Origin of the sequence: Marinobacter pelagius, from assembly GCF_003315345.1 — a bacterium.
Taxonomy (GTDB): domain Bacteria; phylum Pseudomonadota; class Gammaproteobacteria; order Pseudomonadales; family Oleiphilaceae; genus Marinobacter; species Marinobacter pelagius_A.
Genome location: NZ_QNRO01000002.1, coordinates 44,776 through 56,555 on the forward strand (window position 1 = coordinate 44,776; position 11,780 = coordinate 56,555).

General features: G+C 60.2%; 14 protein-coding genes. 5 read left to right on the forward strand and 9 right to left on the reverse strand.

Translation table 11 applies throughout. The features are described from left to right. The first annotated feature begins 14 nt into the window (after positions 1-14). Positions 15-1,184 (forward strand): DUF945 family protein, encoded by a 1,170-nt coding sequence (locus tag DET50_RS02375; protein ID WP_113861293.1) that lies wholly within the window; start codon positions 15-17, stop codon positions 1,182-1,184. 73 nt (positions 1,185-1,257) lie between these two features. Here DET50_RS02375 and DET50_RS02380 read toward each other — a convergent pair whose 3' ends face one another. From DET50_RS02380 to DET50_RS02400, 5 genes are all read right to left on the reverse strand, one after another. Next, a complete protein-coding gene (locus DET50_RS02380) occupies positions 1,258-1,506 on the reverse strand; it encodes a YfhL family 4Fe-4S dicluster ferredoxin (RefSeq protein WP_113861294.1) in 249 nt (82 codons plus the stop codon). Positions 1,507-1,524: 18 nt separating this feature from the next. After that, positions 1,525-2,001, reverse strand: coding sequence for a pantetheine-phosphate adenylyltransferase (gene coaD, locus DET50_RS02385; protein WP_113861295.1), 477 nt, complete (start codon positions 1,999-2,001; stop codon positions 1,525-1,527). Between the two features lie 282 nt (positions 2,002-2,283). Continuing rightward, positions 2,284-3,876, reverse strand: coding sequence for a GMC family oxidoreductase (locus tag DET50_RS02390; protein ID WP_113861296.1), 1,593 nt, complete (start codon positions 3,874-3,876; stop codon positions 2,284-2,286). A 26-nt stretch (positions 3,877-3,902) separates the two neighbouring features. Then, positions 3,903-4,541 carry a hypothetical protein gene (locus tag DET50_RS02395; protein WP_113861297.1) on the reverse strand — a complete coding sequence of 213 codons (639 nt, stop codon included), beginning with the start codon at positions 4,539-4,541 and terminating at the stop codon, positions 3,903-3,905. Between the two features lie 169 nt (positions 4,542-4,710). Beyond that, positions 4,711-6,156, reverse strand: a complete 1,446-nt coding sequence (locus tag DET50_RS02400; RefSeq protein ID WP_113861298.1) for a coniferyl aldehyde dehydrogenase — start codon at positions 6,154-6,156, stop codon at positions 4,711-4,713. A gap of 177 nt (positions 6,157-6,333) precedes the next feature. Between DET50_RS02400 and DET50_RS02405 the strand changes: the two genes are divergently transcribed. Continuing rightward, positions 6,334-7,002: a TetR/AcrR family transcriptional regulator gene (locus DET50_RS02405; RefSeq protein WP_113861299.1), complete on the forward strand. Its 669-nt coding sequence runs from the start codon at positions 6,334-6,336 to the stop codon at positions 7,000-7,002. A 193-nt stretch (positions 7,003-7,195) separates the two neighbouring features. Here the strand turns inward: DET50_RS02405 and yihA are convergent, their stop codons facing one another. Then, positions 7,196-7,834 carry a ribosome biogenesis GTP-binding protein YihA/YsxC gene (yihA, locus tag DET50_RS02410; protein WP_113861300.1) on the reverse strand — a complete coding sequence of 213 codons (639 nt, stop codon included), beginning with the start codon at positions 7,832-7,834 and terminating at the stop codon, positions 7,196-7,198. 174 nt (positions 7,835-8,008) lie between these two features. Here yihA and DET50_RS02415 point away from each other — a divergent pair, with 174 nt between their 5' ends. The 3 genes from DET50_RS02415 (at position 8,009) to DET50_RS02425 (ending at position 10,333) form a co-directional block, all read left to right on the forward strand. After that, positions 8,009-8,617, forward strand: a complete 609-nt coding sequence (locus DET50_RS02415) for a c-type cytochrome (protein ID WP_113861301.1) — start codon at positions 8,009-8,011, stop codon at positions 8,615-8,617. A gap of 157 nt (positions 8,618-8,774) precedes the next feature. Beyond that, positions 8,775-9,410 carry a thiol:disulfide interchange protein DsbA/DsbL gene (locus tag DET50_RS02420; protein ID WP_113861302.1) on the forward strand — a complete coding sequence of 212 codons (636 nt, stop codon included), beginning with the start codon at positions 8,775-8,777 and terminating at the stop codon, positions 9,408-9,410. Positions 9,411-9,472: 62 nt separating this feature from the next. Beyond that, positions 9,473-10,333 carry an endonuclease/exonuclease/phosphatase family protein gene (locus tag DET50_RS02425; protein WP_113861303.1) on the forward strand — a complete coding sequence of 287 codons (861 nt, stop codon included), beginning with the start codon at positions 9,473-9,475 and terminating at the stop codon, positions 10,331-10,333. Positions 10,334-10,395: 62 nt separating this feature from the next. Here DET50_RS02425 and rpmG read toward each other — a convergent pair whose 3' ends face one another. The 3 genes from rpmG to radC all read right to left on the reverse strand — a co-directional run bounded on the left by rpmG (position 10,396) and on the right by radC (position 11,693). Then, a complete protein-coding gene (gene rpmG / locus DET50_RS02430; RefSeq protein ID WP_008173465.1) occupies positions 10,396-10,551 on the reverse strand; it encodes a 50S ribosomal protein L33 in 156 nt (51 codons plus the stop codon). A gap of 11 nt (positions 10,552-10,562) precedes the next feature. Next, the gene (gene rpmB / locus DET50_RS02435) at positions 10,563-10,799 is read right to left on the reverse strand and encodes a 50S ribosomal protein L28 (RefSeq protein WP_008939672.1); all 237 of its coding nucleotides are present in this window, start codon (positions 10,797-10,799) and stop codon (positions 10,563-10,565) included. Between the two features lie 219 nt (positions 10,800-11,018). After that, positions 11,019-11,693, reverse strand: a complete 675-nt coding sequence (gene radC, locus DET50_RS02440) for a RadC family protein (RefSeq protein WP_113861304.1) — start codon at positions 11,691-11,693, stop codon at positions 11,019-11,021. Positions 11,694-11,780 lie beyond the last annotated feature (87 nt).

Consider the following 11,780-nt stretch of genomic DNA (forward strand, 5'->3'; position numbering starts at 1 on the left):
AAACGGAGGCGCCAGTGAAGCGCGCATGGATTGTGGCCGGTGTGGTACTGCTGGCTGGTGGAGGCATCCTGCCCTGGGGCGTTGGGTACCTGACCGAGCATCAGTGGCAGCGGGCGGTCACCGAGGTGAACGACACCCAGCCGTTCATGCGGGTGGACACCCGAGATTACCAGCGCGGCATACTGGGCGCCGAGGTACGCGGCACGCTGGTGCTGCAGGATCCCGAAGCCGGTGAGAACCGCCCCCTGGAATTCGTCGCCCACGTCACCCACGGGATTACCGGTAGCCTGATGACCTTCGAGCCGGCCGACGGCTGGTCCTCAATGGAGGCTGACTGGTTTCCGGGCGAGGATCCCACATTGACCCTGGAAACCCGGCTCTGGGGTGAGGTGACGCTGAAGCTGGATCTGCCCGAGTTGATGATCTCCGATCCGGATATGGATGTCCGGGTTGTGGGCCTGCAGCTGGACCAGTCCCTGGAGCACCTGAGTGGCGATGTCTGGACCGGGCAGGGGGAACTGCGGCTGGATTCCCTGGGGGTCTCCCCGGTCGGCGGCTCGCCGGTCAGTCTGTCGGACGTGATTGTCACCAGTACCAGTGAACCCCGGGACGACGACACCCGCCTGGATTCCCGGGTCGAGTTCAACCTGGGTCAGGTGGAGGTCTTGGATGGGACCTATGGTCCGCATCGGCTGGTCTTTGCCCTGGACAACCTGGAGGTCGCCAGCTGGAATCAGTTGGCGAACGGGATGGCTGAGCTTCAGGCCAACACCCTGGAGGGCGGCCAGAATACCGGGTTCGAGCGGCAGATGCAGGCCATGGAACAGGTCAACCAGGCGTTTCGACGCCTGGCAGCGGCAGGTTTTTCCATGTCCATTCCGGAGCTCAGTGTCGCCACTCCGGAGGGTGATATCCGGGGCCAGATGGAAATCCGCCATCCTGAACTGGATGCAGAGCAGGCGTCGTCAATGCTGCTGGTGATGCAGGGGCTGACCGGGGATCTGAACCTGACCCTGCCGCTGGCGCTGGCCGAGCAGCACCCGGCGGTGATGCTGCAGTTGGCGCCGCTGATCAAGCAGGGATTGTTGGTCCAGGAAGGAGACCGCCTGGTGATGAAGGGGCAGATGGAAGATCTGCTGCTGACGGTGAACGGCATCGAGATTCCATTGCCGCCCCTGCTCTGACTCATTCAGGCGCAGATACAGAAAAGCCCCGGAATCCGGGGCTTTTCTGTATCTGGTTGCTCAATCCGGTTACTCAGTTGCCGGTCAGGCTATGGTATTTCTCCATCAGCTGTTCGCGGCTTTCCGGACGCTCGGGATCCAGCGGAATGCAGTCCACCGGGCATACCTGCTGGCACTGCGGTTCGTCGTAGTGGCCAACGCACTCGGTGCACTTGTTCGGGTCGATCACGTAGATCTCATCACCCGGGGAGATCGCCTCGTTCGGGCATTCCGGTTCGCAGACGTCGCAGTTGATGCATTCGTCGGTAATCATCAGGGCCATCTTGTGGTTACCTCAGGCTCAGTTGAACTTCTTTTTCAGAGCGGCCTCAACGGAGGGATCGACGAATTCTGATACATCTCCGCCCAGGGAGGCGATTTCCCGGATCAGAGTGGAGGAGATATAGGACAGGTGGTTCGAGGGTGTCAGGAAGACGCTTTCCACTTCCGGGGCCAGGCGGCGGTTCATGTCCGCCAACTGGAATTCGTACTCGAAGTCGGAGACGGCGCGCAGGCCCCGCAGGATGACGGTGGCACCCTGTTCCCGGACGAAGTCGGCCAGCAGGTTGCTGAAGCCGGTGACGGTCACATTGGGGAGGTGGGCCGTTGCTTGTCTGACCAGTTCGCAGCGTTCTTCGAGGTCGAAGAGGGGCTGTTTCTTGGGGTTGTAGGCGACGGCGACGACGATTTCGTCGAACATGCGGCCGGCGCGTTCGATGAGGTCGGTGTGGCCGTTGGTGATTGGGTCGAAGGTGCCCGGATAGATGACTTTGGACATGCACAGCTCCTTTCTTCGCTGGGTGCAATCATATCAGCATTCCTGGTTGTTCTGTAGTTGCCGTGGGTGGGATTCCGGGGCTTAGGAGTGGGGGAATTAACTTCGTGGCTGGGCCAATCGGATGGGGCTTTCCGGAAACCGCTACGAGCACATCCCTGTGCGCTTGGCTCCGCCATCCATGGCTCCGCACATTTCCGGAAAGCCCCATCCGATTGGCCCGGCGAACGGTGTTGCAGGCCGCCCCGACTTCCTGGGAAGAACGGGACAGGCGTGCCGAGCCGATCAGGTCTTGAGGCGATTGGCCAGTCTTGTGCTGTTCCGCGCCGAAAGCGCATACACCGACAACTGCGGGTTCGCACCGATGCTGGTCGGGAAGATCGAGGCATCATGCACACTCAGGTTGCCGACGTGGTGGTGTTCCCCGAAGCCGTTGACGACCGATTCCTCGGGATTGGCGCCCATGCCGCAGCCGCCCATCTGGTGGGCGGTGAACAGGCGGACGCGGTGCAGCTCCATGGGGAGTTGGTCGATGGCGGCTTTGGCGTCGGCTAGGGTGGTGTACCAGTCGGAGTCCAGGTGCATGAGGCGGACGCGTTTGGCGCCGGCGGCGAACTGGATTTCGGCCATGGTGTGGAAGGCGCGGCGCAGGCCGTCCCAGAGGTAGTCGGTAACCGGGTAGTCCAGGTAGGGGCTTCCGTCGTCGCGCAGGCCGATGGTGCCGCCGGGGCTGTCGGGGTGGAAGCCATCCCGGAGCAGGGCGATGACGGAGTTCATCCAGGGCAGGCGGGCCATGGTGTTGATCTGGATGTCGCCGTGGCCGGGGATGACGCCGCTGGACATGGCCGGGTGCAAAGGGGGCACCTCGAGTTTGTAGCCTACCGGGCCGTCGACGCCGCCGCTGAAGTTGAAGTGGTCGGAGTAGATTGACTGGGGCGCGCCGTAGAAGGGTTCGACCTTTTCCGGCATTTCCGCGACGCAGGCGTTGACCGGATGGATGAAGGAGCGTTTGCCGATGCGGTTGTGCGGGTCAGGGATATCGGAGCGCAGCAGCAGGCCCGGGGTGCCGATGGCGCTGGCGGCGGCAACGAAGTGCCGGGCTTTCAGGGTGACCGTGACGCCCGAGGGTGTGATGCCGTCGGCGGCCATGGCACTGGCCTGGAGGTGGTCGACCCGGTCCTGGTTCATCACCAGTTTGTCCGCCCGCAGGCCGTGGATCAGGTGGGCATCGTTATCCAGAGCCCCCGGGACGGTGGTTAGCAGTGCGCCCTGTTTGGCGTTGGTGGGGCAGCCGACGCCGCAGTAGCCCAGGTTCCAGCAGCCTTTGACGTTACGGGGAATAACCTGCCAGCTGTAACCGAGCTGTTCGCAGCCCTGGCGCAGGATGTCGTTGTTGACGTTGGGCTTCACCGCCCAGGGTTCCATGTTATGGCGCTGTTCCCGGCCGTCGAACCAGGGCGCCATGGCGTCCGGGGCGAGGGCGTCTAGGCCGAAGCGTTCGGCCCAGTAGTTCAGAGTGGCGTCCGGGGTGCGGAAGCTGCTGGTCCAGTTCACGGTGGTGGAGCCGCCAACACAGCGGCCCTGGAGGATCGCAATGGCGCCGTCTTTGGTGACCCGGCTCATGCCCTCCTGGTACAGGCTGGCGTAGGCGCTGAGTTCGTCCATCTTGAAGTCTTTCTGGTAATACAGCCGGCCCTCTTCCACCAGGATGACGGACAGGCCGCTTTTGGCCAGGATCTCGGCGGTGGTGCCGCCACCGGCGCCGGTGCCGATCACCACGACATCGGCTTCAAGGGTGCGATTTTCAGTCAGGGTAGCGCCATCGGTGACTTTCCAGCCGGATTCCAGGCCCTGGGCGATTCGATCTTTTAACTGCATGGTTGGCTCCGTCAATCAGCTGGGGGTTACGCGTTCTGGAATTGGGGTAAGGCATCCACCGCCCATTGCGGCGGTCCCGGGTAACCGGAGAGATGCCAGAAATCCTCGTAACCATAGAACGCCACGTTGCTGATCTTGGTCAGGGCGATGTAGCCGTTGTTGAACAGGCCGATACCGCTGGTTCGCCAACGCTCGAGGAAGGCATTGGCTTCTTCGGCGGTAACGTTGGGCCAGCTGGACCAGACCCGGGCGATGGTGACGCGGGTCAGGCCGAAATTGAGCAGGTCAAACAGGCGCCGGAGTTCCTTCTGGTTGGCCGCGCCGAAGTTGTGGATGCCGGCATCGATGCGCTCGATGGTGCCCGCGATTGCCATGCGCCGCGCATGTGGCTGCTCTGGCAAACCCGGACCAATCATCGCCGGTAGCAGGGCTTCGAACAGCTGGATATCGTCCGGGGTCAGGAAGCGGAATTCGTAGCTGGCGTCCATGCGGGTGCCCACGGCACTGATGCGACCGGCGGGCGTGGAACCGCAGCCGCTGAGGCCCGCGGTGACACTGACGGTACCCAGGAATAATGCGCCACCGAGCCCGGTTTTCAGGAAGCTGCGTCGGTCGAGGTTGGCAAAATCAGAGGGGACTGAACGTACTTCAGGATTATCGTTCATTGCTGCCTTCTCTTTTTGTTGTTTGAGGGCGTTTATCCGGAGTCTGATCGTCGAGGTCTGGAAGGGCTTTCCGAAACTGTGCAAAACATGGATGTTTTGCTCAAGCCTACATGGACGTATTCACGGCGTGTTTCGGAAAGCCCTTCCAGACCTCGGCAGCCCCCGAGGGTCAGCGAATAAAGAAGCGGTAAACAAGTCGATGCATAGCCGTACCGTGCGGGGCATAGACATACTTGCCGCTGTTGAACTTCTGCTTGGTGAAGATCGCCCGGTGATGAGAGAAGGTCAGGAAGCCTTCGCGGCCATGGTAGTGACCCATGCCGGAATCCCCGATACCACCGAACGGCAGATCGTCCTGAGCCACATGCATCAACGCATCGTTGATGCACATGCCGCCGGAGTGGGTATTCTCCACCACGTGTTGCTGCTCATCCTTGTCGTAACCGAAGAAATACAGCGCCAGCGGGCGCGGACGGTCATTGATGTAGTGGATAGCCTCATCCAGGGTGCCGTAGGCCACCACCGGTAGGATCGGACCGAAAATCTCGTCCTGCATCACCTTCATGTCCGGGTTTGCTTTCAGCACCAGAGTCAGCGGGATCTTCCGGGTGCCATCCTTCAGATCCTCCCGGGCCGGATTGATCTCGATCAGCTCCGCACCTTTCTCCCTGGCATCTTCAAGGTAACCCTGCAGACGCTCGTACTGGCGCTCGTTGATGATCGCGGTGTAATCGTCATTGTCCCGCAGGCTCGGGTACATTTCTGCGAAACGGGTACGGTACTCGTCCACAAAAGTTTGCACCCGGTCTGCCGGGCACAGCACATAGTCCGGCGCCACGCAGGTCTGCCCGGCGTTGAAGGCCTTGCCGAAAGCAATGCGCTGGGCGGCGTCCTCCATCGGAACGTCCGGGGAAACGATGGCCGGGGACTTGCCCCCCAGTTCCAGGGTCACCGGCGTGAGATTCTCCGCTGCCGCGCGCATCACCATCTTGCCGACCGACGTGGAGCCGGTGAACAGCAGGTGGTCAAAGGGCCGGGAGGAGAAGTCGGCGGCCACATCTGCCTCGCCATTGATCACTGCGACCAGGTCCTCGGCAAAGTTATCCTCGATGATTTCCTTGAACAGCGCCGAGGTATGCGGGGTGTACTCGGACATCTTGATCATGGTCCGGTTACCGGCGGCCAGGGAGGCCACCAGCGGGCCAACCGCCAGGTACAGGGGATAGTTCCAGGGCACGATCACGCCCACCACACCCTTGGGCTGGTAGTGAACCTTGTTGCTGGCGGGCTGGAACAGCACCGAGACATGGCGCTTGGACGGCTTCATCCAGTCAGCGAGGTTCTTAAGGGTGTAGTTGATACCCTGGATCGACGGCATCACCTCGGCAATCAGTGATTCATCCCGGGAACGGCAGCTGAAGTCCCGGTCAATGGCTTCCACCAGCCGGTCCTGGTTGCTGAGCAGGACGCGTTTCAGTCGCTTCAGGTTGTCCTGCCGTTCGGTCAGCGACGGCGCGGGATTGCCCCGGAACGCCTTTTTCTGAGCTGCGAAGACCCGATGGGTATGCTGGATGTGTTTCTTGCTTTCCGTGAGCTGAACGACGGTAGCAGCCATGACATTCTCCCCTGGGTAACCGGCACCGGAGCCGGCAACCTGTTTTGTGGTGTGGCCAAAAAACAGCCAGTTTGCATCAGGGAGTATTATTAGAGTATATACTCTAGGCAGTCAAGCAAGCGCCGATGGCCGATCGGGCCAGTCGACCGAAAGACCACTACAAGTGCTCACAACCTTATGAAAACCAGAGACAAAATCCTCCTGGCCAGTCTCGAACTGTTCAATGAACGGGGCGAGCGCAACGTCACCACCAACCACATTGCCGCCCACCTGGCGATCTCTCCCGGCAACCTCTATTACCACTTCCGCAACAAGTCGGACATCATCTACGAGATCTTCCTGGAGTATGAAAAGCTGGTGGATTACTACCTGGATATTCCCCGGGACCGGCCACTGACCCTGGAGGATCTGACCTTCTATCTTGAATCCGTCTTCGACGGCCTCTGGAGTTACCGCTTCTTCCATCGGGACCTGGAGTATCTGCTCGACAGCGACCCCCGCCTGCGCAAGGACTACCGGGAGTTCACCAACCGCTGCCTGGCGGCCATCAGCCAGATCTTCGAAAAGATGTCGGAGGCGGGGATCATCGAGCCGCAGCCCGAGGATCTGCGCTCGGCCATGTCGCTGAATGTCTGGCTGGTGATCACCAACTGGATGGCTTTCCTGAAAACCGCCCATGCGGCGGATGAGCCAGCCAGTCTCAGCCTCACGGAGCTCAAGCAGGGCATCTACCAGGTGCTTACCCTGGAGATTCCCTATCTGACTCCGGGATACCGGGAACAGGTGATGGCCTTGCGGGAAAAGTACCGGCCGTCGCTTCCGGAGCCGACCGGTACAGGTGTCTGAGCCGAACAGAGTAAGTAAAAGGCGAAATATTGATCAAAAACTGAGCGATTCGGGAACTTCCTGCGTGGGCGCCAATCATATAAGTGACGTTGGGAATTCGGACATTCCTTGCGTCTCCTGAGTGAGTTCTCAGGTTTTAGCACGTCGCAAACCCTGACGTTTCACCGGTCTGTCGCTTGGCAGACCGGTTTTTTTATGCCAGTTCCGGCGATTCCGCCTCCAGCCATTCTGTCAGTGCCTCCCGACACTCCTCGACGCCCCGCTTGGAGGTGGCGGAGAACATGATCAGGTGCTCAACGCACTGGTAGTTCTTCAGCTGTTTGGCAATGCCCAGCATGGCGGTCTTGGCCTGGCCGAATTTCAGTTTGTCAGCCTTGGTGGCAAGAATCATCAGCGGAAGGTGGTTATGTTCGCACCATTCCACCATCATTTGGTCGAAGTCGGTCAACGGGTGGCGGATGTCCATGACCAGGACCAGCCCCCGCAGACACCGCCGGTCATTCAGGTAATGGCCCAGGTGTTGCTGCCAGTCGTCTTTCATGTCCCGGGACACCTTGGCATAGCCATAGCCCGGCAGGTCCACCAGCCGGCATCCTTCCCGGTTCAGGGAGAAGAAGTTGATCAGGCGGGTGCGCCCGGGAGTCTTGGAGGTGCGGGCCAGCTTGCCGTTGGCGGTGATGGCATTGAGCGCGCTGGATTTACCGGCGTTGGAGCGGCCGGCAAAGGCAACTTCCGCCCCCAGATCGGGCGGACACTCGTCCAGCCGGGATGCGCTGATCAGGAATCGGGCGCTGTTAAAAGAGATGGATTTTTGAGTCAGATCAGGGTCCACAACGGTTGGCTTTCCTTTGGATTTCAGTTATTGGCGATTAATGTATAATGCTACACCAATTCCGGGCGGCGCGCTGTGCGTGGCCGCTTTCAGTCCCGGTTTTGAGCCTGCCTGGTCAGCGCCTGCCGGCTGCATGATGAAGAATACCTTTAAGATGAGAGAAGCGGAGCGAGCATGAAAAAACTGATCGCAGGAGTTGTTCTTGGTGTAAGCCTTACAACGCTGGCACACGGAGCAGGAGATCCTCAGGCAGGTGAACAGAACGCAGCGGTATGTGCAGGCTGTCATGGTCAGGGCGGCCAGAAGCCGGTGATGGGGGTGTACCCGAAGCTGTCCGGACTGGGTGAGGTCTATCTTTTCAATCAGCTGAAAAACATCAAGTCCGGCGACCGGGCCATCCCGGAAATGACTGGTCTTCTGGATAACATGTCCGAGCAGGATCTGCAGGACCTGGCGGCGTACTTCGACAGCCAGGACATGATCGTTAGCCAGGCCAGCCCGGATACCATCGACCAGGGCGCAGCACTCTACCGTGGCGGCAACCTGGCGACCGGTGTGCCGGCGTGCGCGGGCTGCCACAACCCGCAGGGCAAGGGTAATGAGCCGGGTGGCTACCCCGCGCTGGGGGGGCAGAATGCGGAGTATGTTATCAAGCAGCTGAACGCTTACCGCGACGGCTCCCGTAACACCGGTGCCAACGCTGCCATCATGATGGACGTTGCTGCCAAGCTGACCGACGCCGAAATCCAGGCTGTCGCCAACTACGTTTCCGGTCTCAACTGATATCGGAATGTGTTGTTGAAAAACCCCGCCCTGGCGGGGTTTTTTGTTGGTTGCTTACCATGCTGTAATTCACCGCTGTCGGCCCCGTTGTGGAACTTTTGCCGATTGCTGGGTCATAATCCCTCACAAAATGCATTCAGGAAATCGGAGACATTGAATGATCAGATCACTTGGAGTGGCAGCTTTTCTGGCGATGGCCGTCGCCGTTACGGGAACCGCCAGTGCCCAGAGCTGGGAAGAAGGAGTTCACTACCGCAAGCTTGAGACGCCGGTGCGAACCGCAAGCGAGAGCGGGGTCGAGGTAGCCGAGGTGTTCTGGTATGGCTGCCCCCACTGTTACAACTTCAAGCCGCTGGCCGAGGCCTGGGAGGCCGATGCACCGGATTACGTGAATTACGTCCGTATCCCGGCCGCCCTGGGCCAATCCTGGGAGCCCCATGCCCGGGCTTTTTACGCCCTCGAAGCCATGGGTGAGCTGGAGAAGGTGCATGATGCTCTGTTTGACGCCCTGGCGGGTGAGCGCCGGCCCCTGAACGATGGTGAATCCCTGGCGGATTTCGTGGCCGGCCATGGCGTGGATCCGGAAGAGTTTCTCAAGAACTACAACAGCTTCGGTGTGAACGCGAAGATGCAGCAGGCCCAGGCCAAGATTCGCGGCGCGCGGGTTACCGGTACACCGACTATGCTGGTTGATGGGAAGTATGCGGTGACGGCTTCCATGGCCGGTGGTCACGAGGCCGTACTGAAAGTTGTGGATTACCTGGTAGAGAAGGAAAACAACGCCGGGCAATGACAGATAGCCCGGTGGCACGGCCTTGCCACCGGGCCTTACAGGCAGGAAGAGACTGCCGTCCTATGTACAAGCGTATTCGCAAACAGATCGATGGATTTCTCAAATCGGAGCAGGAGCCGCGAAGTCGTTGCTCCGGCTTTGAGCATGTGCCGGAATTTGAGCCCCACCGCCATATCCGGCTGCTGACCTTCAATATCCAGGTGGGTATCAATACCACGTCCTACCGACACTATGTGACCCGCAGCTGGCAGCATGTCCTGCCCCATCGCAACCGTATCGAGAACCTGGACCGGATTGCCCGGCTGGTCAGCAATTACGATGTGGTGGCGCTGCAGGAGTGTGACGGCGGCAGCCTCCGCAGCGGCTTTATCAATCAGGTGCAATACCTGGCCGAGGCGGCCGGGATCCCCTACTGGTACCAGCAGTTGAATCGCAACATGGGGCAGATCGCCCAGCACTCCAACGGCCTGCTCAGCCGGTTCCGCCCGCTGGATGTCACCGAACACCGGTTGCCGGGGCTGATTCCCGGGCGGGGTGCCATCATTGCCCGTTATGGCGCGAAAGAGGATCCCCTGGTACTGGTGCTGATGCATCTGTCCCTGAGCAAGGCCGCGCAGCAGCGGCAGTTGGGCTATATCCGGGAGCAGATTGCCGATTATCAGCATGTGGTGCTGATGGGCGACATGAACGCCCACGCCGAGCAGCTTCTGACCCGGACCCCCCTGAAGGAAACCGACCTGGTTCCCTTGCCGGAGACCGCGCACAGTTTCCCGAGCTGGCGGCCGGAGAAGGCGCTGGATCACATCCTGGTCAGCCCGAGCCTGGAAATCCGCCGGTCCGAGGTGGTGAGCTATCCGGTTTCCGATCACCTGCCCATAGCCATGGATGTGGCGCTGCCGAAGGGCTACCTGGAAACCTTCTGATGATTATTACAGGCACAAAAAACCCGGCAGCTGCCGGGTTTTTTGTGAAGGCCGGATCAGGATTACTTGATCTTGGCTTCCTTGTACGCAACGTGCTTGCGGACAACCGGATCGTACTTTTTGATCTCGATCTTTTCCGGAGTGTTACGCTTGTTCTTTTTGGTCGTGTAGAAGTGACCAGTGCCTGCTGAAGATACCAGCTTGATTTTCTCGCGCATGATGCGGCTCCTTATACCTTCTCGCCGCGGGCACGAAGATCGGCCAGCACAGCGTCAATGCCTTTTTTGTCGATGATGCGCATGCCCTTGGTGGATACGCGCAGCTTCACGAAACGCTTCTCGGATTCAACCCAGAAACGGTGGTTCTGCAGATTCGGCAGAAAACGGCGACGAGTGTGGTTCATCGCGTGGGATACGTTGTTACCGGATACCGGACGCTTACCGGTAACCTGACAAACTCTGGACATACTTGCCTCCGACCTGAGCAGTGGTCTCAATCAATACGAATTCGTTTTTAATGCGTCTCTGGTTGCCGGGGAGCCAGTTTGCTCCCTGTTCGCGCCTTTAAACGGAACGCTGCCTGCCAGACGCCGCCAGAAAGGGACGCTTTTATACCAGAACTCGCCACCCAACGCAAAAAATTGTTGGGAATTTGGCCAGTCGCCGGGGCGTCATTTTACTGACAGTCACATCAATCCTCTTTCGGCGAGGGATATTACCTCACCGTGGCCGACAACCATATGGTCAAGAACCCTGATATCCACCAATCCCAGCGCTTCTTTCAGGCGTCGGGTCAGGGAAATGTCGGCCTGGCTGGGTTCGGCCACACCCGAGGGGTGGTTATGGGCAAAGATGACCGCAGCGGCATTGTCCTCCAGGGCCTGGCGAACCACCTCCCGGGGATAAACGGCGGCGCCGTCGATGGTGCCCCGGAACAGTTCCCGGTACTGGATGACCCGGTGGCGGTTGTCCAGGAACAGGCCGGCAAACACTTCGTGGGGATAGGTCCCCAGGCGGCTGGTGAGAAACCGGCGGGTGTCGGCCGGTGAGCGCAGCGGATCCCCCTGGCGCAGCGGTTCGTCCATCACCCGCCGGGACATCTCCAGGGCAGCCTGCACCTGGGCATACTTGGCCGTGCCCAGACCCTTGACCTGGCAGAATTGCCGACGGGAGGCGGTCAGCAGCCCGCGCAGGCCGCCGAACTCGTCAATCAGGTGCCTTGCCAGGGCCATCACCGGCATGCCGGCAGTGCCTGTGCGCAGAAAGATAGCGAGTAACTCGGCGTCGGACAGGGATTCGGGGCCGTGCGCCAGCAAGCGCTCACGAGGGCGCTCGTCTGCCGGCCAGAGTGAAGTGGGCATGCCTGGCTTCCTTGCATCTGTTGGTGGTTGTGCGGTGCTTCCTGCACCGGGAATGGCGTCTCAGGGTTACAAAGGTTACTCGAAAAA